Source organism: Pseudomonas syringae, assembly GCF_001698815.1.
Lineage (GTDB): Bacteria > Pseudomonadota > Gammaproteobacteria > Pseudomonadales > Pseudomonadaceae > Aquipseudomonas > Aquipseudomonas syringae_A.
Genome location: NZ_LGSI01000074.1, coordinates 50014 through 72296 on the forward strand (window position 1 = coordinate 50014; position 22283 = coordinate 72296).

Sequence of the window (22283 nt, forward strand, 5' to 3'; positions counted from 1 at the left end):
TGTTATTTTATAACACTTAGAATTTGAGCTATGTAATACTGTAACAAATCGTTGCAGGTTACTTGCTCATGAAAGCTCCCCGCGTTCCCTCCATCACCGGTTCAGTGCTGGCCCAATCCGCCTGGAAGCGGACAGTGCTGGCGCTGGCAATGCTGGTGCTGCTTTGGCTGGCCATCGTTTGGGCGGTGGCCATCCCATGAGCGCCGCCATTGCCCTGAACGACCTGACCGTCGCCTACGAACGCCGCCCCGCCGTGCATCACATCAGCGGACGCTTCGAGGCCGGCAGCCTCACGGCTATTGTCGGCCCTAACGGCGCTGGCAAATCCACCCTGATCAAAGCCATCGCCGGAACCATGAAACCCGCTGCGGGCCATGTCGATCGCGGCCATCTGGCGGCGAAAACCCTGGGCTATCTGCCCCAGGCCGCCGAGATTGATCGCAGTTTCCCCTTGAGCGTGGCCGACACCGTGGCCATGGGCGCCTGGCACCGCATCGGCCCGTTTCGCGGTTTGAGTCGGGATCTGGCCCGGCGCACCCAGGCGTCATTGCAGGCCGTGGGGCTGGACGGTTTTGAAGGGCGCAGCATTGGTTCGTTGTCGGCCGGGCAATTCCAGCGCGCGCTGTTCGCCCGATTGCTGTTGCAGGACGCCTCGGTGATTCTGCTCGACGAACCCTTCAACGCCATCGACGCCCGCACCACGCGGGATCTGCTGGAATTGGTGCGCGTCTGGCATGGCCAAGGCCGTACGGTCATCGCCGTGTTGCACGACATCGATCAGGTTCGTCTGCATTTTCCGCAAACCTTGTTGATGGCTCGGGAAGCGATTGCCTGGGGCGCCACCGCTGATGTCTTGAGCGTCGTGAACCTGCGCAAGGCGCGCAATATGGCCGAGTTCTGGAGTGCCGACGCCGAGCTGTGTGCTTTGGATGCCGATGAAGAGCAGGAGCGCCGGGCATGATTCTGTATTCGCTGCTGATCGAGCCCTTTGTCGAATTCGGCTTCATGCGCAGGGCGTTGGTCGCCTGTCTGGCGCTGGGCATCGGTTCCGGTCCGGTGGGCGTGTTGCTGATGCTGCGGCGCATGAGCCTGGTGGGCGACGCCATGAGTCATGCGGTGCTACCGGGCGCGGCGCTGGGCTTCCTGTTTTTCGGTTTGTCGTTGCCCGCCATGGGCATCGGTGGGTTGATCGCCGGTCTGGCCGTTGCGCTGCTGTCCGGGCTGGTCAGTCGGCTGACCAGCCTGCGTGAGGACGCCAGCTTCGCCAGTTTCTACCTCACGTCATTGGCCGCCGGGGTGATGATTGTCTCGCTGCATGGCTCCAACGTCGATCTGCTGCATGTGTTGTTCGGCACCATCCTCGCCATCGACGCTGACGCGATTTATATGGTTGGCGGCATCGCTTCTTTCACTGTGCTTCTGCTGGCGCTGATCTATCGCCCCTTGGTGCTGGAGTGTTTCGATCCCGGCTTTCTGCGCGCGGTGGGCGGGCGCGGCTCGCTGTATCACGTGCTGTTTCTGTTGCTGGTGGTGCTCAATCTGGTGGCGGGCTTTCAGGCGCTGGGCACGCTCATGGCAGTCGGCATGATGATGCTGCCAGCGACGGCGGCGCGTTTCTGGGCCACCTCACTGAGTGCGCTGGTGTTGATTTCGACGCTGGTGGCGACGCTCTCGGGTTTGATCGGCTTGATCATTTCCTACCATCTGGGCGTCGCGTCGGGTCCGGCGATTGTGCTGACCGCCAGTGCGTTCTACGGGTTCTCCCTGTTGTTCGGTCGCACCGGCATCCTGCGGCAGCTGTTCCCCAAACCCCATCTCGCTCACTGAAACCGAAGGAAATGTCATGAAGAACTCCATGCTGTTGAGCTCAATGGCAGCTTTTGTGCTGTCTGCGTTTAGTCTGCTGGCCCAGGCCAAACCCGTTGAAGCAGTGGCTTCGTTCACGGTGATTGCCGACATGGTGCATAACGTCGGCGGTGATCGGGTGCATGTCACGTCGTTGATCGGACCAAACGGCGATCCCCACGTCTACGAGCCGACCCCGGCCGATGCGCTGGCCCTGAAAAAGGCCGATGTCGCGTTCGTCAGTGGTTTGCATCTGGAAGGCTGGCTCGACCGTTTGATCAAAGCCTCGGGCTACAAGGGCCAGCCGGTGGTGCTGTCCGATGGCATCAAGACCCGCAGCATGGAAGAAGACGGCAAGCGCATCACCGATCCCCACGCCTGGAACAGCGCCGCCAATGGCGTGATCTACGTGCGCAATATCGTCGTGGCCTTGAAGAAGGCTGATCCCGAGGGTGCTAGTGTCTACCAGGCTAACGGCGCACGCTACATGGCGCAGTTGCAGGAACTCGACAGCTACGCGCGGACGCAGATCCAGTCGATCCCGGCCGCCAAGCGCAAGGTCCTGACTTCCCACGATGCTTTTGGTTATTTCGGCGATGCTTACGGCGTGACCTTCCTGTCGCCATTGGGTTTCTCCACCGAATCTGAAGCGTCGGCGGCAGATGTCGGCAAGTTGATCCGCCAGATCAAGGCCGAGCACGTCAGTGCATACTTCTTTGAAAATTCTGGCGACCCGCGTCTGGTCAAACAAATCGCCGACGCCAGCGGCGCCCAGCCAGGCGGCGAACTGTACGTGGAATCCCTGTCGCCCGCCGACGGCCCGGCCGCCAGCTATGCGCAGATGTTTCGCTACAACGTCGACAAGCTGGCGGCGGCGATGAAAGGGCAGTAAACCCGATACGGTCCCGTTGGAGCAGGGCTTGCCCGCGAAGGCGTTGTGTCAGCCAAACGGGATTCGTCAGCAAAATCGCCTTCGCGGGCAAGCCTCGCTCCAACAGGTTCATTTTCCGATGAACTTGAACACCGTGGTCTGGGTGTAGGTTTTGCCCGGATCCAGACGCGTGCTTGGGAATTTCGGTTGGTTCGGCGCATCCGGGTAGTGTTGGGTTTCCAGGGTGAACGCGCCCCAATGCGGATAGACCTTGCCGGCCTTGCCATGGATGCTGCCGTCGAGGAAGTTGCCGGTGTACAACTGCACGCCGGGTTCGCTGGTAAACAACTGCAAACGCCGCCCGGATTGCGGATCGCTGACCTCGGCGGCGAGTTTGCTCACGTCGCCTTTGGTGTCCAGCACCCAGTTGAAATCGAAGCCGCCTTGCTTGGGTTCGGCGTATTTCAGCTGCTGATGATCGGCCTTGATGTTCTTGCCGATGGCCGTGGGTTTGAGGAAGTCCATGGGCGTACCGCTGACGGCGGGCAGCTCGCCCGTAGGGATCAGCTTTTCATTCACCGGCGTGTAGTGCGAAGCGTGCAGGGTCGCGACCTGCTTGAGCACATCGCCGTTGCCGGCGCCAGCCAGGTTGAAGTAACTGTGGTTGGTCAGGTTCAGCACCGTAGGTTTGTCGGTGGTGGCGCGGTACTGAATGCGCAGCTCGTTTTTCTCGTTCAGGCTGTAGGTGACTTCGGTGTTCAGTGCGCCGGGAAAACCCATTTCGCCATCGGCCGACAGGTAGGTCAGTTTCACCCCAACCCAGCCATTGCCGTTGCTCGGCTCGGCTTTCCAGACCCGCTTGTCAAAACCCTGGGGGCCGCCGTGCAAGGCATTGGTCTTGTCGTTTTGCGGAACCTGATAGGTCTTGCCGTCGAGGCTGAACTGGCCGCCCGCAAGGCGGTTGCCAAAACGACCGATGGTCGCGCCGAAATACACCGTGCCGTTGTTCTGATAGCCCTGCACATCATCGAAACCCAGCACCACATCGTCGACCTTGCCGTTCTTGTCCGGCACCAGCAGCGACTGCAGCGTCGCGCCATAGGTTATGACGTTGGCTTCGATGCCATGGCTGTTGCGCAAGGTGTACTTCTCGACGGCGGTGCCATCGCTGGTAGCACCAAAGGCGCTGTGTTCACTGGAAAGCCCGGCCGCGTTGGCCGTCAGGGTTGCGATCATCAGGGACAGTCCAAAGCTGCTGAGCAGAGAAGAGGGTTTCATGGGTTGTTCTACCTTTTTTTGTTGTTTTGCGCAGTACCGATGGTTCGATCTGCAGTGGGACGTACGTAAACCTCATTTGATTGGTAAGACTATTCATTCGTGATTTTAACGATAAGTGGATTTATAGACGATAAAAGCGTGCTTGAAAATTTAATCGTAATACTATTTAGTAGCTGCACGGGATTATTGGTTCTCATCAGCGTCTGGCAAAGTCGATTGCAGGGCCGTTGAGCTGACTTGACGCTCAATCATGTGATGATTAGCCTCGATCTGCGGAAAAACCGCATAGCGAGGCGTAAGCACGATGAGCAGTAATTTCCACGCGTCGACGGTGGACCGGTTGGGCACCTGGATCGCGGCAGGCAATGTAGCGCCGGGGCAGGTGTTGAAGGTTGAAGCGGTATTGGCCGAGGAATTGGGCGTCAGTCGAACGGTGATTCGCGAGGCGATCAAGACGCTGGTCGCCAAAGGGTTGCTGGAAGTAGGGCCCAAAGTCGGGACACGGGTCATGCCAATGCGGAGCTGGAATCTGTTCGATCCGCAGGTTGTGGGTTGGCTGGCACGCAAGGGTTTGTCGCAAGGGTTTGTGATGGATCTGCTCGACCTGCGCCGCACCATCGAGCCGATGGCGGTGCGTTGGGCTTGTGAAAGAGCCAGTCCGGAGCAGATTGCGGAGATCCAGATGGCATACGAGGCCCTGGCGATATCCGTGGCGGACAAGGGCGATTACAACCTGGCCGATCGGCGCTTTCATGAGGCGGTGCTGGCGGCCAGTCACAACCAGTTCATCGAGCAGATGTTGCCGGCGCTGGGTGCATTGCTGGCGGTGTCGTTCGAAGTGACCTCGGCAGTGCCGGGGGAATTGGGCAAGACGCTGCCGCTGCACAAGGAACTGGCCGATGCGATTGCCACACGGGATGCAGCGCGCGGTGTCTGGGCGTGCATGACTCTGATCGAACAGGCGGCAGTGGTGATTGCCGGGTTTTTCTCCAGTCAGGCCGCCGCGCAATCGGCGGAGTAAACGCAGTACCGATTAACCAAAAAAAATAATAACAAGGGTGATTTTATGCACTGGCAGCCCGTAACCGAGCACCGTTTCATGCTGGCCGAAGGACCGTTCTGGGATCACGAAACACTGGCGTTGTATTGGGTGGATATCGCGGCGCGGCTGGCCTGCCGCCTGGTTGATGGCCACTTTCGTAAATGGCGGATGCCCGAAGCGGTATCTGCATTCATCCCCACCCATGCTGGCGATGCCCTGGTAACCCTGGCCAACGGCGTGTACCGCCTGGATCTTGATTCCCCCGCCGATGAGCCGCGCTTGCGCCTGCTGTGTGTCGCCGATCCGGTCAGCGGCAACCGCGCCAATGAAGCCCGCTGCGACGCGCACGGCCGTCTATGGCTGGGCAGCATGCAAAACAATCTGGATGAAGAAGGCGGCGACTTGCCGTTGAAGCGTCGTTCGGGCGGTCTGTTCCGCGTCGATCATGACGCCAGCGTCACGCCGTTGCTCGCCGGGCAAGGCATCGTCAACACGCTGTTGTGGAACGCTGCGGGCGACGAGGTGTACAGCGCCGACAGCCTGGACGGGGTGATCTATCGTTATCCGATTCACGCTGATGGCCGCCTGGGTTCGCGTGACGTCTGGGCGGCCGAGCATGCTCGCGGCACGCCGGACGGTTCAGCCATGGACGCCGAAGGGTATATCTGGAACGCACGCTGGGACGGTCATTGCCTGATTCGCTTCGCCCCGGACGGCAGCGTCGACCGGCTGGTGGAATTACCGGTCAGCCATCCCACCAGTTGCGTATTCGGCGGCCCGGATCTTTCTACGCTGTATGTCACCAGCGCCGCGCCCGCCGATGCCAGGGGGCAGTTCGACGGCGCGTTATTGATGGCAGATGTGGGTGTGCAAGGCATGGCCTGCCACCGTTTTGCAGGATGAATTCGCTGTCCTCAGGATGCCGTGACACTAGGTTACATAGTCGGCATTCATAATATGATATGACTGTTTTCTGTTGTTTTGACGTCCTTGCGGTGTCCCAACAACCCTCCGCTGGACGCTGGTAGCTATTCAATAAAAATAAGGAGTTAGCTATGTTGAGTCGCCACGGGATTCGCTCCCTGTGCTGTGTTGCCGTCGCCACTGCCGTTCTGGGCATGAGCGGCATTTCCTCCGCCGCCGAGACAATCAAGATCGGCTTTCTGGTCAAGCAAGCTGAAGAGCCCTGGTTCCAGACGGAATGGGCCTTTGCCGAGAAAGCCGGGAAGGATCTTGGTTTCGAGGTCATCAAAATCGCCGTGCCAGACGGTGAAAAAACCCTTGCCGCCATCGACAGCCTTGCCGCCAACGGCGCCAAGGGCTTCGTTATCTGCCCGCCAGATGTTTCGCTGGGCCCGGCCATTGTCGCCAAGGCCAAGGCCAATGACATGAAAGTCATGGCCGTCGATGATCGCTTTGTCGATGCCAGCGGCAAATTCATGGAAGATGTGCCGTATCTGGGCATGGCCGCTTTCGAGGTAGGTCAGAAACAGGGCGCCGCCATGGCTGCTGAAGCGAAGGTTCGTAACTGGGACTGGAAAGAGACCTACGCGATCATCAACACCTACAACGAGCTGGATACCGGTAAAAAGCGTACCGACGGTTCCGTCGATTCGTTGACCAAGGCTGGCCTGCCGCAAGACCACATTATCTACGCGCCGCAGAAAACCCTCGACGTACCTGGCAGCATGGATTCCACCAACTCGGCCCTGCCTAAGCTGCCTGCGACCGCCAAGAACCTGATCATCGGCGGCATGAATGACAACACAGTCCTCGGCGGCGTGCGCGCCACCAGCACCAATGGTTTCAGCGCCAGCAATGTCATCGGAATCGGCATCAATGGCACCGACGCCATTGACGAATTGAAGAAGAAGGAAAGTGGCTTCTTCGGTTCGATGCTGCCAAGCCCGGACAAGGAAGGCTACAACACAGCCAAGTACATGTACGAGTGGGTCACGACTGGCAAGGAACCTCCGAAATACACCGCGATGGACGACGTGACATTGATCACCCGGGCCAACTTCAAGGAAGTGCTGACCAAGATCGGTTTGTACAAGTAACCGCCTGGCGTCGTCTTGAGGCCTGAATTTCAGGTCGCCATCTGCAAGGCCTCGCTCCATTGACCGATGGAGCGAGGAGGAGGGTTCCATGCAACAACTGGCCACTGAACAGCATCCATCCGCCGGCAGTCTGCGTTTCAACGGGATCGGCAAGACCTTTCCCGGTGTGCGTGCGCTGTCGGACATCAACTTTGAAGCACGTCCGGGCAGCGTCCACGCCTTGATGGGCGAAAACGGCGCAGGCAAGTCCACGCTGCTGAAGATTCTCGGCGGCTCATACCAGCCCAACAGTGGCAGCTTGTCCATTGGCGGGCGGGAACAGGTCTTCAAGTCCACGGCTGACAGTATTGCCGCCGGTGTCGCCGTAATCCACCAGGAACTGCAACTGGTCCCGGAAATGTCCGTCGCCGAAAACCTGTTGCTGGGCCACATGCCCAACCGCTGGGGCATGGTCAATCGGCGGGCCATGGTGCGCCGCGCCCGAGAACTGCTCAAAGGCCTGGCCGACGAAATCGACCCGAACACCCGCTTGGGCGATTTGTCCCTCGGTCAGCGCCAGTTGGTGGAAATCGCCAAGGCCATGTCACGTAACGCCCATGTCATCGCCTTCGATGAACCCACCAGCAGTTTGTCGGCGCGAGAAATCGACCGTTTGATGGCGATCATCGTCAAGTTGCGCGACGAAGGTCGGGTCATCCTTTACGTGTCGCACCGTATGGAAGAGATCTTCCGGGTCTGCGATGCGGTGACGGTGTTCAAGGATGGTCGCTTCGTGCGCACCTTCGAGGACATGGCCGACCTGGATCACGATCGGCTGGTGACCTGCATGGTCGGTCGCGACATTCAGGACATCTACAACTATCGCCCGTGCCAGCATCAGGGGCCGAGTCTGCGAGTGACGGGACTAATGGGTCCGGGGTTGCAGGAACCGGTGAGTTTCGCGGTGGAGAAGGGCGAAGTGCTGGGCTTTTTCGGCCTGGTGGGCGCTGGCCGTACCGAACTGTTCCGCATGCTTTCCGGCCTGACCCGCAGCAAGGCAGGCGTCCTGCAGATCGAGGGCAAGGCGCTGGAGCTCAAGTCCCCGCGTGACGCCATTGCCGCCGGAATTCTGTTGTGCCCGGAGGATCGCAAAAAAGAGGGCATCGTGCCGCTCTCCAGCGTGCAGGAAAATATCAATATCGGCGCGCGACCGCGTCACGTCAGCCTGGGTTGTCTGATTCAGGGGCGTTGGGAGCGCGACAACGCCAAGGCGCAGATCAAATCAATGAACGTCAAGACGCCCTCGGCGGATCAGCAAATGCTGTTTCTCTCCGGCGGCAATCAGCAGAAGGCGATTCTCGGGCGTTGGCTATCGATGCCCATGAAAGTGCTGCTGCTGGATGAGCCGACGCGCGGCATCGACATCGGCGCGAAATCCGAGATCTATCAGATCATCCATAACCTTGCCGCCGATGGCATCGCGGTCATTGTCGTGTCCAGCGATCTGATGGAAGTCATGGGCATTGCTGACCGAATCCTGGTCATGAGCGAGGGCGCCATCACTGGCGAGCTTGCCCGCGACGAGGCCAATGAAGCACGACTGCTGCAACTGGCACTGCCGCGAACCCGCGTCTGAACCTGGCCAAACACCGTGAAGAATAAAAAAGAGGTGCGTATGTCTACCGAAACCAGCCTGACGGCTCCACGCCAAGGTCTCAATGTGCGTCGTTTAATCGACGACTGGGCAATGTTGATGGCCGCTGTGGGCATCTTCGTGCTTTGCGCGTTGCTGATCGATAACTTCATGTCGCCGCTGAACATGCGCGGTCTGGGCCTGGCGATTTCCACGGTGGGCATCGCCGCCTGCACCATGCTGTTCTGCCTGGCTTCCGGGCACTTCGATTTGTCCGTGGGCTCGGTTCTGGCCTGCTCCGGGGTCATCGCCGGGATTGTCATGCGCGACACGGACAGCCTGTTCCTCGGGATTTCGGCAGCCCTTGCCATGGGCCTTGTCGTAGGCCTGATCAACGGCATCGTGATTGCCAAGCTGCGGATCAACGCGCTGATCGCAACGCTGGCGACCATGCAGATCGTCCGCGGCCTTGCGTATATTTTCTCCAACGGCAAGGCCGTCGGGGTGATGAACGAAGACTTCTTCGTGTTCGGCAACGGCCAGTTGTACGGCGTCCCGGTGCCGATCCTGATCACCATCGCCTGCTTCGCGTTCTTTGGCTGGCTGCTCAACTACACGACGTACGGGCGCAACACCCTGGCCATCGGCGGTAACCAGGAAGCCGCACTGCTGGCTGGCGTGCACGTGGATCGCACCAAGATCATCATCTTCGCCGTGCATGGCTTGATCGGCGCATTGGCCGGCGTGGTCCTGGCATCGCGGATGACCTCCGGGCAACCGATGATCGGCCAGGGCTTCGAACTGACCGTGATCTCGGCCTGCGTGCTGGGAGGGGTTTCGCTGAGCGGTGGCATCGGCATGATTCGCCATGTGATCGCCGGGGTGCTGATTCTGGCAATCATCGAAAACGCCATGAACCTGAAGAACATCGACACCTTCTACCAATACGTGATTCGCGGTTCGATTCTGCTGTTGGCGGTGATCATTGACCGGATGAAGCGTAGGTAAGGCTATCGTGTAGGACCGGCTTCAGCCGGGAGGGCGGCATTCCCAGCACAGAAACCACCTCGAATGTACCTGCCTCCTCGCGGATAAATCCGCTCCTACGGACCGCTGACTCGCGATCCTGTAGGAACGTTCGAAGGTTACGATGGCCGCGAGGTGGTGTGTCAGGCAGACCGCCATCGCTGCCTCGCGCTGCTCGTAAACTCCCACATCAAGTCGCGTGATCCAACGCGATTTTTGGGGGTGCCCCCAAAATATGAAATCTCCTACGGAAATTAAAAGATTGGCGAGCCCACGCTAACTAATTAGAATGATTCTCATTTTAATTAGTGACATGCGCAGTGGGCCGTTCAGCATGAGGCAAACAGCAGGGCCTTCAGAGGCCACTCTGGAAAATTTCTACCGTGAGCACCGCAGCTGGCTGGAAAACTGGCTGCGCGCGCGGCTGGGTAATGCGTGGGATGCGGCCGACCTGAGCCAGGATACGTTTGTCCGGGTGCTGGCCAGCCAGCACAGCGAACCGCTGACCCAACTGCGTGAACCTCGCGCTTATCTGCTGACGGTCGGCAAGCGTTTGCTGGTCAATCACTATCAGCGTCGCAGCCTTGAGCAGGCTTATCTTCAGGCCTTGGCGACCTTGCCCGAGAGCGTCATCCCGTCGCCTGAACAGCGCTGGATTCTACTGGAAACCCTGCAAGCCCTGGATGAATTGCTCGACGCGTTGCCTTTGGCGGTGCGCCGGGCTTTTTTGTGGGCGCAACTGGAAGGTCTGGGTTATGCGCAGATCGCGCAGCGGCTGCAGGTGTCCGAGCGCACGGTGAAACGCTACATGGCCCAGGCTTACACCCATTGTCTGATGGCCGAGCTGTGAGCAGTTCCGCGCCGTCGCGCCGGGTGGCCGAAGATGCGGCGTACTGGCTGGTGCTGCTGGAATCCGGCGCCGCCAGTGACGAGGACCGCGCGCAGTTGCAACGCTGGCGCGAGCAATGCCCCAGTCACGAACAGACCTGGCAAAAAGCCCAGGGTCTGCGTGGCAGATTTTCCGCATTGCCGGGCGAACTGGCACTGGCCAGCCTCGACCGCCCGGCTCTGGGCCGTCGTACCGTCCTCAAGCGAACCTTGATCGTCGCCGCGTTGCTGCCTGGCGGCTGGCTGCTCAGCCAGCAAGCCCCCGTAGCCGCATGGCGCGCGGATTTGCGCACGGTGGCGGGCGAGCGCAAGGAGTTGCCTCTGCCCGACGGCAGCCTGTTGCAACTCGATACGGCCAGCGCGGTGAATATCGACGTTGCCACCCGCAGCCTGGCGCTGATCGAAGGTGAGCTGGCGTTGAATATGGCGGCGAACACGGCCGCAATCGCCATCGAAACCCGCGCCGGACGCATTGTTGCTAACGACGCCGAGCTTTGCGTGCGTCTGGACGGGCAGGGCTGTCGGGTTTCCGTCTGGCGCGGCAGTGTCGATCTGTTCCCGCAAAATGGCTTGAGCGTGCGCTTGCACGGCGGCCAGCAAACAACCATGAACGCATCCTCCGTGGCGCCGTTGCACAACTTCGACACCCGACAGCCGGGCTGGCGCGAAGGTGTGCTCAGCGTCGAAAACCAGCCCCTGGGGCTGTTCCTTGCCGAACTGAGCCGTTATCGCCCTGGCATTTTGCGCTGGGAACCGGCGCTGGATGCCTTGAAAGTCACCGGTACATTCCGCCTCGACGATACCGACAAGATCCTGTTGCTGCTGGCTGCCAGTCTGCCGGTGCAGGTGCAGACGCGCACCCGTTATTGGGTCACGCTGACGCCGCGAAAAATTTCTGCCTGATCGGTGTCCCTTTTTCCGAACTCGCCTGTCATTGCTCTCAAGTGAACGAAATAAGAGAGTGTTCCGATGCCCGCAGTTTTTCTTCGACGTCTGCGCCTGACCCATCTGGGCATGCGTCCTTTGCTTCAAATGAGTTGCCACGCCAGCGTTCTGGTCGGGATTGGTGCGGGTTCGGTGCTGGTCGCGCCGGCATGGGCCGAAGAGGGCGCCAGACACAATTATCAGATCCCCGCCGGCAACCTGAGCGCGGCATTGACCCGCTTTGCTGCGCAGGCTGGCGTCAGTCTTTCGGTTGATCCGGCATTGGTCGCCGGTCGCAACACGGCCGGGCTGACCGGCGACTATGCGCCCCAGGAAGGTTTTGCCCGTTTGCTGCAAGGCACCGGCCTGCAATTGCAGCCGGTCGCCGATCAGTCCTACACCTTGATTCCGGCACCGACCAGCGAAAATGGCTCGATGCTGCTGCCGCAAACCTCCATCGACGGCAGCCGCTTTGATCAGCAGGGCGATGTGTACTCCGGCGGGCAAGTCACGCGCCGCGGCAATCAAGGCATGCTCGGCGACCATGATTTCATGGAAACGCCGTTCAACCTGACGTCCTACACCAGCACTACGGTAAAAAACCAGCAGGCTCGCACCTTGGGCGACGTGGTGGCCAACGATCCTTCGGTGCGTACCACCAATCCGGCCGGTGGTCGTTTCGAGCAGTTCTCGATTCGCGGTTTGAGCCTGTACAACAGCGATGTGTCGTTCGGCGGTCTGTACGGCGTGCTGCCGACGTATTCCATCGACATGGAGATGGTCGAACGCATTGATATTCTCAAAGGCCCTGGCGCCTTGCTCGGCGGCATCGCGCCCCGTGGCAGTGTGGGCGGCGGGATCAATATCGAGCCCAAGCGCGCAGGCAAGGAACCGCTGACCGAATTTACCGGCAGCTATGCGTCGGCGGGCCAGTTCGGCGGCAGCATGGACATTGGTCGACGCTTTGGCGATGAGCAGGAATACGGCGTGCGCTTCAATGGCGTGCGTCAGTCCGGCGAAACCGAGTGGGATCATCAGTCCGTCGAGCGCGAAGCCGCCGTGATCGGCCTGGATTTCAAGAAAGAGCGGGTGCGCTTGTCCCTGGACTTCGGTCGTTCCGAGCGCCACGGCGATGCGCCCATCGAGCGGGTGGAAGTCGCGGCCGGGATTAAAATGCCCAAGGCTGAGGATATCCATCACAACTTTGCCCAGCCGTGGACCTACGCCGACTCCAAGGACACCTTCGGCGCAGTGCGTGGCGAGTACGACGTCAGTGATTCGTTGATGGTCTACGCCGCAGCAGGCGCGCGCAGCGGTGAATATGACTTCCTGCGCCACGCGGTGCAGGTCACCAACAGCAACGGCAATTTCAACATGACGCCCCGGTCGTTTCAGCGTGACGAGGAGGTCAAGACCTTTACCGTCGGCGCGCGCAGCTGGTTCAACACCGGGCCGATTGGCCATACCGTCAACCTGAGCCTGAACCGCTTCGACATGGAGTTCGACAACAGCGGCGAGCGCTACCTGACCCGCGTCAGCAACCTCTACAACCCGGTGTTGCAGCCGTATCCCGGAGTGCCGAATCGCTTCGACACCTCGACCCACACCGAAGATGTGTTCTCCAGTGCGGCGCTGGCCGATACCTTGAGCTTCTTCGATGACCGAGTGCTGTTGACCCTCGGCGCGCGGCTGCAACGGGTGGAAGTCGATGCCTACGCAAATGGCGTGCTCGGTCAGCAATATGACGAGCAAGCCACCTCGCCAGCGGCGGGTCTGGTGATCAAGGCCACCGACAACATTTCCCTGTACGCCAACTACATCGAAGGCCTGAGCCAGGGCGAAACCGCGCCGACTACCGCCACCAACCGCGACGAAGTGTTCGCGCCGTACAAATCAAAACAGACCGAAGTCGGCGTCAAGCTCGACATGGGCGGCTTCGCCACCACCTTGAGTGTGTTCCGCATCGAACAACCGAGCTATATCACCGACGCCAGCGGTAACTTCAAACCCGATGGCGAACTGCGCAATCAGGGCGTCGAGTTGAACCTGTTTGGCGAACTGGCCAGCGATCTGCGTCTGCTGGGCGGGGTAATGGTGCTGGACAGCGAGCAGACCAAAACCGCGCTGGGCCAATACGACGGCAAGCGCGGCACCGGTTCGCCGATCCTCAATGCCAACATGGGGCTCGAATACGACATCAACCGGTTGCCGGGTTTGACCTTGACCGCGCGGGCCATTCACACCGGCTCGCAATACCTGGATCAGGCCAACGAGCAGAAAATCGACGCCTGGCAGCGCTACGATCTGGGCGGACGTTACGCGTTCAAACTGGGCAGCAATCCGATCACCTTGCGTGCCGCTGTCGAAAACGTGCTCGACAAGACCTATTGGGTTTCTGCCGCCACGTCGTCGGATGCAGCGGCTGGCTTGACCTTGTCGACGCCACGGACCTGGCTGGTCTCGGCGACGGTGGGTTTCTAGTCTGGGTTACGGCCGGCAAAGACTGCTGGCGCGTACCTTCAGCAGCGCCGGGAAGCGATGGGATTGCACAGGTTCGCCAGCGAGGCGTTTGAGCAGGGTTTCCACGGCACGCACACCTTGGGCGTGCATGCTGGTGCTGATGCTGGTCAGTTGCAGGTGGGTCGCCAGCGGCGTGTCGTTGTAGCCGACCACGGCGATATCGCGCCCGGCCACCACCCCGCGATTGCGCAGGGCGCCGAACAGGCCGATGGCGAGGAAGTCGTTGACGGCGAAAATCGCCGTGGGCGGCTGCGGATGAGCGAGCAGGATTTCGCCAGTGCTGAAACCGGTCTGCGTATCGAAATGGCCGGGGATGATCCGTTCGGCGTCGATTTCGATGCCTTGTTCACGGTAATACTCGACGAAGCTGGCGGTGCGTTCCATTGCGTTGCTGCTGTGCGGCTCGCCGGCAATCACCGCCACACGCGTATGCCCTTGGGCGAATAAGTGTTCGGCGACCAGTCGACCGCCCATTTCGTCGTCGGAAGTGATCGAACAGTGCTCGCCACGGCGTCGGCTGACCAGCACGAACGGCACTTGGCGTTCTTCCAGTTCCTCAAGAAATCCCGCTTCATTCGTGCAATGCACGTCACTGATGATCAGCCCGGCGACATTGCGCGCCAGCGCCCGCTCGGCCCGTTCACGCTGACGCTCCGGCAGGTCCAGGGTATTGGCGACAAATGAGGTATAGCCCATGGCGCTGGCGGCTTCGTCGATGCCTTCGTAGACCGTGGCGAGCACTATGTCCGAGAGCCTGGGCACCAGCACGCCGATCTCGCGGCTATGTCGGGTTTTCAGGGTCCGGGCATGGGTGTTGGGCTGGTAATCCAGGCTGGCCGCCAGCGCACGAATACGCTCGATGGTGTCTTTGGAGGCCGCGCGACCCGCGTGGTCCAGCGTGCCGTTCAGGACCCGCGAGACCGTTGAAACATGGATATTGAGTTGTTGGGCAATACCGCGAAGCGTGGCCGGACGTCTGTTCATGAGGTACGCCTGAAAGTGCAGATGAGCAGGGTGCCATGCTCGCATCAAGTCGGCTCGCTGCACAGGTTCAGCCGATTCAGCACTGGCAAACCGCGCCGCTGCGCCACGATGGAGCGTTGCGTACCAAAAGATTGCACGAACCGTTGCGCAACACTACCCAAACGTTTGGGTAAAGTTTTCACGGGTTTTTCGTAACGTTTTATGTCTATGAAAAATATGAGGTTTTAAGGCGAAAGCGGCGGTCTTCGCAAACGAAATAAAAAAGTTGGTATGAGCATTGCGTTGTGCCTGTCAGCTCTCCTTACCTGACTGATGGGAAACTCGCCATGACGCATGCTTCAGAAACCCGCGCACGAAGTTTTACCCGGCTGGCTCTGGCCTGTTCGATCGCCGTTGGCGCTGTGTCACCCCTGGCCGCCATGGCCGAAAGCACTTTGCGCATCGCCATGACCGCCGCAGACATCCCGCTGACCCACGGTCAGCCCGATCAAGGCTATGAGGGCAATCGTTTCACCGGGATCACCATGTTCGATTCTTTGGTGGAGTGGGATCTGTCGCAAGCCGAGAAGCCCAGCACCTTGATTCCGGGGCTGGCCACTGAATGGGCCGTCAAGCCGGACGATCACACCAAGTGGATTTTCAAGTTGCGTCCCGGCGTGAAGTTTCATGATGGCTCGGCGTTCAACGCAGATTCGGTGGTGTGGAACGTCAATAAAGTCCTCGACAAACAGGCCGCGCAATACGCGCCAGGCCAGATCGGTATGACCGTGTCGCGCATGCCGACCCTGCGTAGCGCGCAGAAAATCGATGACCTGACCGTTGAACTGACCACCAGCGAACCCGATGCGGTCCTGCCGTATAACCTGACCAACCTGTTCATGGCCTCGCCAACGGCCTGGCAGAAAGACTTTGCCGCAGTTCCCGCAACCACTACCGATCCGGCCGAGCGTTCGAAGCTGGCCTGGACGGCATTCGCCAGCCACTCGGTAGGCACCGGGCCATTCAAGATGGATCGCATGGTGCCGCGACAGGAACTGGTGTTGGACAAGAATCCCGGCTATTGGGATCCCAAGCGCATTCCCAAGGTCGACCATGTGGTGTTGATTCCACTGCCTGAAGCCAACGCACGCACCGCTGCGCTGTTGTCCGGTCAGGTGGACTGGATCGAAGCGCCCGCGCCGGATGCCATCGAGCAGATCAAGAGCAAGAAATTCAAGATCTACGCCAACGGCCAACCGCACTTGTGGCCATGGCAGTTCTCGTTCGCGCCGGGTTCGCCGTGGCTCGACAAACGCGTGCGTCAGGCGGCGAACCTGTGTCTGGATCGCAGCGAGCTGAAGGCGTATCTGGGCGGCTTCATGCAGGAAGCCACGGGCATCTACGAGAAAGATTCGCCGTGGTACGGCAACCCGGATTTCAAGATCAAGTATGACCAGGCCGCTGCACAGAAACTCATGGCCGACGCCGGTTTCAGCAAGGACCATCCGGTCAAGGTGAAGGTTCTGACCTCGGCTTCCGGTTCCGGGCAGATGCAGCCGCTGCCGATGAACGAATACATCCAGCAGAGCCTCAAGGGCTGCTATTTCGATGTGGACATCGCGGTCACTGAATGGAACACCCTGTTCAGCGGCTGGCGTCTGGGTGCCAAGGACCCGGCAGCGCAGGGCGCCAACGCGATCAACGTCAGCGCAGCGGTCATGGACCCGTACTTCGGCATGGTGCGTTTCGCCAGTGAAAAGGCCTTCCCGCCGGTTTCCAATAACTGGGGTTTCTTCGCCTCGCCGGAAGTCGAGAAGTTGATCACCTCGGTGCGCAACTCGTTCGATCCGAAAGCGCTGGACGAAGCTTCCGGCAAGCTGCATGCGGCGATTGTCGATGAAGTGCCGTTCCTGTTTGTCGCCCACGACGTGGGACCACGGGCCATTTCGCCGAAAGTCACCGGCGTGGTCCAGCCGCAAAGCTGGTTCATCGACTTGTCGCTGGTCTCCAAGCAGGACTGAGAAGCGCTGCAACACCCTATCCGTAGGACCGGCTTTAGCCGGGAGCACGCCCTCCCGGCTAAAGCCGGTCCTACGGAGTCAGCGCGGTTCATGTCGTTTCCGTGATGAATCCAAGTGAGGAAACCTATGCTTGCCTATATCTTGCGCCGCGTTCTGCTGGCGACCCCGATTCTGTTGGGCGTAGCGCTGGTGTGTTTCATGCTCGTGCACATGGCGCCCGGTGATCCGCTGGTGTCGGTAATGCCCCCGGATGCTTCCGAAGCGCTGCGCGAACAGCTGGTTCAGGCTTATGGTTTCGACAAACCGTTGCCGGTGCAATTTGGCCTGTGGGTCTGGCATGCGGTGCATGGCGACCTGGGCATGTCGATTGCCAGTGGCCGTTCGGTCACCAGCGAAGTGCTCAACGCAGTGAGTTACTCATTGCGCCTTGCGGTGCTGGCAACCTTTTTCGGCTTCGTCCTCGGCAGCCTGTTCGGCTTTGTCGGCGGCTACTTTCAGGACAGCTGGCTGGACAAGATCGCCTCGGCGATTTCCGCCATCGGCGTCAGCGTGCCGCATTATTGGCTGGGCATGCTGATGGTTATCGTCTTCTCCTCGCAACTGGGCTGGCTACCCGCTACTGGCGGCGGCCCCATGGGACAGTCGGCCTGGGCGTGGGACTGGGCGCACTTTCAATTCATGATTCTGCCGGCGATTACCTTGTCGGTGATCCCCACCGGAATCATCGCCCGCACCGTGCGCGCTCAGGTGGCGGAAACCCTGTCCCAGGAATTCATCATCGGCCTGCGCGCCAAGGGCCTGGGGGAGTGGGGGTTGTTCCTGCATGTGGTCAAGAACGCCGCGCCGACCGCCATGGCGGTAATGGGGTTGCAGATTGGCTACCTGATGGGCGGCTCGATTCTGGTGGAAACCGTGTTCGCCTGGCCCGGCACCGGCCTATTGCTCAATTCGGCAATTTTCCAGCGTGACCTGCCGTTGTTGCAGGGCACGATCTGGGTGCTGGCCTTGTTCTTCGTCGCGCTGAATCTGTTGGTGGATATCCTGCAGACGCTGCTCGATCCACGTATCAAAAGGGGCTGAGCATGAACCTGTCGATATTGCGACCGGCCGCGCCGGTCATCACCCCGGTTGAAAGCTCGCCGGGTTACTGGAGTGAAGTGTTCGGTCGGGTCCGTCGTGACCCGGTCGCCCTGGTGGTGGCTGCCGTCATTGTCGCGTTGCTGATCCTCGCGGTGTTCGGCCCGTGGATTGTGCCGGGCGATCCGTTCACCACTTCGATGTTCAAACGCCTCAAGCCGATCGGCACCGAAGGCTTCCCGCTTGGCACCGATGAGCTGGGCCGCGACTTGCTGTCGCGCTTGATGCTGGGCGCGCGCCTGTCGCTGTTCATGGGCATCACGCCGGTGATCTTCGCGTTCTTCATTGGCGGCGCCATCGGTGTGATCGCCGGGTATTTCGGCGGCTGGCTGAACAGCCTGATCATGCGCACCGTGGACGTGTTCTATGCGTTCCCGTCGGTGCTGCTGGCCATCGCGTTTTCCGGGGCGTTGGGCGCCGGAGTGAACAACGCATTGATCTCGCTGACGCTGGTATTCGTGCCGCAAGTGGCGCGGATTGCCGAGAGCGTGACCACTCAGGTGCGCAATCGCGACTACATCGAAGCTGCGCGGGCGTCGGGTGCGGGCTCGTTCACCATCATTCGCACTCAGGTGCTGGGCAACGTGCTGGGGCCGATCTTTGTCTTCACCACCGGCTTGATCTCGGTGTCGATGATCCTCGCCTCGGGCCTGTCATTCCTCGGGCTGGGCGTTACCCCGCCGGAACCGGAATGGGGCTTGATGCTCAACACTCTGCGCACCGCCATCTACACCCAGCCGCTGGTGTCGGCGCTGCCCGGAGCGATGATTTTCATCACTTCGATCTCCTTCAACGTGCTTGCCGACCGCTTGCGGGCGGCCATGGCGATTCGGAGCTGACTATGACCAAGCGCGATATTGGCGGTCCAGCGCAGCCACTGCTGAAAGTGGAAAAACTGGTCAAACACTTCCCAGTCAAAGGCGGCTTGGGCAAACGTAGCGTAGTCCGTGCCGTCGACGGCATCGATTTTGTGGTGCACAAGGGCGAGACCCTTGGCGTGGTCGGCGAGTCGGGCTGCGGTAAATCCACCACGGCGCGGCTGTTGATGCAGCTGATCGAACACGACAGCGGCGAGCTGGTGTTCGATGCCATGAGCGTAGGCGGGCACCAGTTGCCGCTGCGCGATTATCGGCGGCAGGTGCAGATGGTGTTTCAGGACAGCTATTCGTCACTGAATCCGCGGCTGACCATGGAGCAATCGGTGGCGTTCGGGCCTTCGGTGCATGGCGTCAGCCAGCGCGAGTCCCTGCAGCGGGCGCGGGATCTGCTGGGTCGGGTCGGGCTTGAACCAACGCGTTTCGCCGGACGCTATGCCCACGAACTGTCCGGTGGGCAGCGCCAGCGGGTCAACATTGCCCGCGCCCTGGCGGTGGACCCGCGTCTGGTGATTCTCGACGAAGCGGTGTCGGCACTGGACAAATCCGTGGAAGCCCAGGTGTTGAACCTGTTGCTCGACCTCAAGGACAGCCTGCAACTGACTTACGTGTTCATCAGCCATGATTTGCACGTGGTGCGCTATCTGTCCGACCGGATCATGGTCATGTACCTGGGCGAAATCGTCGAAGTCGGGCCTGCCGAGGCGCTGTTTTCCGAAGCGCAGCACCCGTACACCCAGGCGCTGCTGACTTCCATGCCGTCCATGGACCCGGCCAGACGCACGCTGGTATCGCCGCTATCCGGTGATCCACCAAGCCCGATTGATCCGCCGTCCGGCTGCCGATTTCACACGCGCTGTCCGCATGCCGAAACCGTCTGCGGGCAAACCGCGCCGCAACTGACCATGACCGGCACTGAGCATTTCGCCGCGTGCCTGATGGTCCAGCCGGGGGCAGGGCACAGTCAAAGTCCATCGGCGGAGTTGATCTACACAGGAGCCTTGGCATGAACGAACAACCCATGGTCGCCGTGCGTGACCTCAAGGTACGTTTCAAGCGCGGCGGGCAAACCTTGTCGGCGGTCAACGGTGTCAGCCTGTCGGTAGCGCGAGGTGAAGTGCTGGCGCTGATCGGCGAATCCGGCTCCGGTAAAAGCGTGACCCTGCGCGCCTTGATGCGCCTGCATTCCGAACGCTCCACGAGCATCGAAGGGCAGATCGAGATTGCCGGGCAGAACCTCATGGCGTTGTCGCGCAGCCAGTTGCAGGCGCTGCGCGGGCCGGTGGCGGCGATGATTTTCCAGGAGCCGCTATTGGCCTTGGACCCGGTCTACACCATCGGCCAGCAGATCGTCGAAGCGCTGCGTCGTCATCGACCGATGTCCAAGGCCGACGCCCGTGCGGCGGCGTTGGAAGCCTTGCGCAGCGTGCGCATTCCCAGCCCGGAACAGCGTCTGGATGCGTACCCGCACGAGATGTCCGGCGGCATGCGCCAGCGGGCAATGATCGCCCTGGCGCTGGCCTGTAAACCCCAGATTCTGCTCGCCGATGAACCGACCACTGCGCTGGATGCGACGGTGCAGATCCAGATTCTGATCCTGTTGCGCGAACTGCAACAGGCGCTGGGTTTGTCGATCATCTTCGTTACCCACGACATCGGCGCGGCCGTGGAGGTCGCCGACCGCGTCGCGGTGATGTACGGCGGACGCATTGTCGAGCAGGCGCCTCTGGCCGAGCTGCTGAATAACCCGCAACACCCGTATACGCAAGTGTTGCTCGGCACGCGGCCCAAGGATGGCCTGCGCAAGGGCGAGCGCTTGATCAGCATTCCCGGCGCGCCGCCGGACCTGGCCAACCTGCCAGCCGGATGTGCATTCGCACCCCGCTGCCCGCGCGCCAGCGATGTCTGCCGCAGCGTGGTGCCGGCCATCGAAGACATCATTCCCGACCACTCAGTGAGCTGTCATCACTGGAATCAGGTCCCCGTTCAACTTCTTTGCGAGTCTCTGTCATGACTGATTCTGCGTTTGCCTTGATGCCATACCCGGCCGTCGAAGTGCCCCGTGCGCCCAGCGGCCCATTGGCCAGATTAACCTTCGTCGCCAAGGACCTGTTCGACGTCGCCGGTTACCCAACGGGCGGCGGCAACCCTCATGTATTGGCGATGTCGGGGATCAAAACCACCACTGCCCCGACCATTCAATGCTTGCTGGATGCGGGAGCCGAGTTGATCGGCAAGGCCCACACCAACGAGATGGCGTTTTCCATGAGCGGCAAGAACGCGCATTACGGCACGCCACGCAACGGCGCGGCCCACGACCGCATTCCCGGTGGCTCATCTTCGGGATCGGCGTCGGCGGTTTCCAATGGTTTGTGTGACTTCGCCATGGGCAGCGACACCGGCGGTTCGGTGCGCACACCCGCCAGTTATTGCGGGTTGTTCGGCCTGCGGCCGAGTCATGGTCGCCTCTCTCTGGAAAAGACCCAGGCGCTGTGCGAAAGCATGGACACCGCCGGTTATTTCGCCCGCGACGCCAAGGTCTTTGGTCTGGTGGGCGAGTGTCTGCTGGGCCAGGATTCCACGCCTTTGCCGGATCAGCCTCAACTGCTGATAAGCGAAGCGTTGTTCGGGATGTTGCCGGACGCTTCCCTCGACGCGTTGGCTCCGGCCCTGGCGCAAATCAGCGCCTGCTGCGGACCGCTGGAAAAGCTGCAAGGAGAGTTGCCTTCGCTCACCGATGCCTATTGGGCATTTCGCTACATCCAGGGCCGCGAAGCGTGGCTGGCGCAGGGCGATTTTATCGAACAAAACGGCTTGTGCCTCGGTCCCGATGTAGCGGCACGTTTCGCCTGGTCGAAGGCCGTCACCGACGCGCAATACAACGACGCCTGCGCGTTGCGTGAACGCTTTGCGGCAAGTTGGAAAGCGCTGCTGGGTGATCGCGTGCTGGTCATGCCGACGGTGCCGGATATCGCGCCGCTGCTTAGCGCCAGGGACGAAGAAATCGAGCAGACGCGGCAGATTTCGCATCACCTGCTGGCCATTTCCGTGCTGTGCCGCACACCGCAGTTGAGCATGCCGCTGGTTAACAAGGATGGGGTGCCGCTGGGCATCTCGCTGATGGGACCGAGGGGCAGCGACTTGAGCCTGGTCAAACTGGCAGTGAAGATTGCCGGGTAAGAAAATTCCTGAAGCGCACGTGGCCTGTTGGAGCGAGCGGG

At 60.6% G+C, this 22283-nt stretch carries 21 protein-coding genes; 18 read left to right on the top strand and 3 right to left on the bottom strand.

Annotation, left to right across the window (positions count from 1 at the left end; genetic code table 11):
- Positions 1–68: 68 nt before the first annotated feature.
- Genes AFK24_RS31840 through AFK24_RS28500 form a run of 4 tightly spaced genes read left to right on the top strand, consistent with a single transcriptional unit; the run spans position 69 to position 2737 of the window.
- Positions 69–200: a hypothetical protein gene (locus AFK24_RS31840; protein WP_276205006.1), complete on the top strand. Its 132-nt coding sequence runs from the start codon at positions 69–71 to the stop codon at positions 198–200.
- Positions 197–961: a zinc ABC transporter ATP-binding protein AztA gene (gene aztA, locus AFK24_RS28490; RefSeq protein ID WP_065836427.1), complete on the top strand. Its 765-nt coding sequence runs from the start codon at positions 197–199 to the stop codon at positions 959–961. The genes AFK24_RS31840 and aztA overlap by 4 nt, the downstream gene beginning before the upstream one ends.
- Entirely contained in the window at positions 958–1827 is an 870-nt protein-coding gene (locus AFK24_RS28495; protein WP_065836428.1) for a metal ABC transporter permease, read from the top strand. The genes aztA and AFK24_RS28495 overlap by 4 nt, the downstream gene beginning before the upstream one ends.
- A 16-nt stretch (positions 1828–1843) precedes the next feature.
- Positions 1844–2737, top strand: coding sequence for a metal ABC transporter substrate-binding protein (locus AFK24_RS28500; RefSeq protein WP_065836429.1), 894 nt, complete (start codon positions 1844–1846; stop codon positions 2735–2737).
- A 108-nt stretch (positions 2738–2845) separates the two neighbouring features.
- On the opposite strand, the gene AFK24_RS28505 is transcribed toward AFK24_RS28500, so the two are convergent.
- Positions 2846–3994 (bottom strand): aldose epimerase family protein, encoded by a 1149-nt coding sequence (locus tag AFK24_RS28505; RefSeq protein WP_065836430.1) that lies wholly within the window; start codon positions 3992–3994, stop codon positions 2846–2848.
- A 304-nt stretch (positions 3995–4298) separates the two neighbouring features.
- On the opposite strand from AFK24_RS28505, the gene AFK24_RS28510 reads away from it, so the two are divergent.
- The 8 genes from AFK24_RS28510 to AFK24_RS28545 all read left to right on the top strand — a co-directional run bounded on the left by AFK24_RS28510 (position 4299) and on the right by AFK24_RS28545 (position 14027).
- Positions 4299–5015, top strand: a complete 717-nt coding sequence (locus AFK24_RS28510) for a FadR/GntR family transcriptional regulator (RefSeq protein WP_065836431.1) — start codon at positions 4299–4301, stop codon at positions 5013–5015.
- Between the two features lie 45 nt (positions 5016–5060).
- The gene (locus AFK24_RS28515; RefSeq protein WP_065836432.1) at positions 5061–5939 is read left to right on the top strand and encodes an SMP-30/gluconolactonase/LRE family protein; all 879 of its coding nucleotides are present in this window, start codon (positions 5061–5063) and stop codon (positions 5937–5939) included.
- Between the two features lie 152 nt (positions 5940–6091).
- Positions 6092–7096: a substrate-binding domain-containing protein gene (locus AFK24_RS28520; protein ID WP_065836433.1), complete on the top strand. Its 1005-nt coding sequence runs from the start codon at positions 6092–6094 to the stop codon at positions 7094–7096.
- Positions 7097–7184: 88 nt separating this feature from the next.
- Positions 7185–8711, top strand: a complete 1527-nt coding sequence (gene araG, locus AFK24_RS28525; protein ID WP_065836434.1) for an L-arabinose ABC transporter ATP-binding protein AraG — start codon at positions 7185–7187, stop codon at positions 8709–8711.
- A 39-nt stretch (positions 8712–8750) separates the two neighbouring features.
- Positions 8751–9716: an L-arabinose ABC transporter permease AraH gene (araH, locus tag AFK24_RS28530; protein ID WP_065836435.1), complete on the top strand. Its 966-nt coding sequence runs from the start codon at positions 8751–8753 to the stop codon at positions 9714–9716.
- A gap of 352 nt (positions 9717–10068) precedes the next feature.
- Positions 10069–10584, top strand: coding sequence for a sigma-70 family RNA polymerase sigma factor (locus tag AFK24_RS28535; RefSeq protein ID WP_065836625.1), 516 nt, complete (start codon positions 10069–10071; stop codon positions 10582–10584).
- The gene (locus tag AFK24_RS28540) at positions 10581–11525 is read left to right on the top strand and encodes a FecR domain-containing protein (protein WP_065836436.1); all 945 of its coding nucleotides are present in this window, start codon (positions 10581–10583) and stop codon (positions 11523–11525) included. Before AFK24_RS28535 ends, AFK24_RS28540 begins: the two co-directional genes overlap by 4 nt.
- Positions 11526–11591: 66 nt before the next feature.
- Positions 11592–14027, top strand: coding sequence for a TonB-dependent receptor (locus AFK24_RS28545; RefSeq protein WP_065836437.1), 2436 nt, complete (start codon positions 11592–11594; stop codon positions 14025–14027).
- Positions 14028–14033: 6 nt separating this feature from the next.
- On the opposite strand, the gene AFK24_RS28550 is transcribed toward AFK24_RS28545, so the two are convergent.
- A complete protein-coding gene (locus tag AFK24_RS28550; RefSeq protein WP_065836438.1) occupies positions 14034–15050 on the bottom strand; it encodes a LacI family DNA-binding transcriptional regulator in 1017 nt (338 codons plus the stop codon).
- Positions 15051–15094: 44 nt separating this feature from the next.
- Complete coding sequence (locus tag AFK24_RS31295) at positions 15095–15232, bottom strand: hypothetical protein (RefSeq protein ID WP_170826410.1); 138 nt, start codon at positions 15230–15232, stop codon at positions 15095–15097.
- A gap of 144 nt (positions 15233–15376) precedes the next feature.
- Between AFK24_RS31295 and AFK24_RS28555 the strand changes: the two genes are divergently transcribed.
- The 6 genes from AFK24_RS28555 to AFK24_RS28580 all read left to right on the top strand — a co-directional run bounded on the left by AFK24_RS28555 (position 15377) and on the right by AFK24_RS28580 (position 22242).
- A complete protein-coding gene (locus AFK24_RS28555; protein WP_065836439.1) occupies positions 15377–17050 on the top strand; it encodes an ABC transporter substrate-binding protein in 1674 nt (557 codons plus the stop codon).
- Between the two features lie 126 nt (positions 17051–17176).
- A complete protein-coding gene (locus AFK24_RS28560; RefSeq protein WP_065836440.1) occupies positions 17177–18130 on the top strand; it encodes an ABC transporter permease in 954 nt (317 codons plus the stop codon).
- Positions 18131–18132: 2 nt separating this feature from the next.
- Positions 18133–19026, top strand: a complete 894-nt coding sequence (locus tag AFK24_RS28565) for an ABC transporter permease (protein ID WP_065836441.1) — start codon at positions 18133–18135, stop codon at positions 19024–19026.
- Between the two features lie 2 nt (positions 19027–19028).
- Positions 19029–20072: an ABC transporter ATP-binding protein gene (locus AFK24_RS28570; protein ID WP_065836442.1), complete on the top strand. Its 1044-nt coding sequence runs from the start codon at positions 19029–19031 to the stop codon at positions 20070–20072.
- Complete coding sequence (locus tag AFK24_RS28575) at positions 20069–21076, top strand: ABC transporter ATP-binding protein (protein WP_065836443.1); 1008 nt, start codon at positions 20069–20071, stop codon at positions 21074–21076. Before AFK24_RS28570 ends, AFK24_RS28575 begins: the two co-directional genes overlap by 4 nt.
- A complete protein-coding gene (locus AFK24_RS28580) occupies positions 21073–22242 on the top strand; it encodes an amidase (protein WP_065836444.1) in 1170 nt (389 codons plus the stop codon). The genes AFK24_RS28575 and AFK24_RS28580 overlap by 4 nt, the downstream gene beginning before the upstream one ends.
- Positions 22243–22283 lie beyond the last annotated feature (41 nt).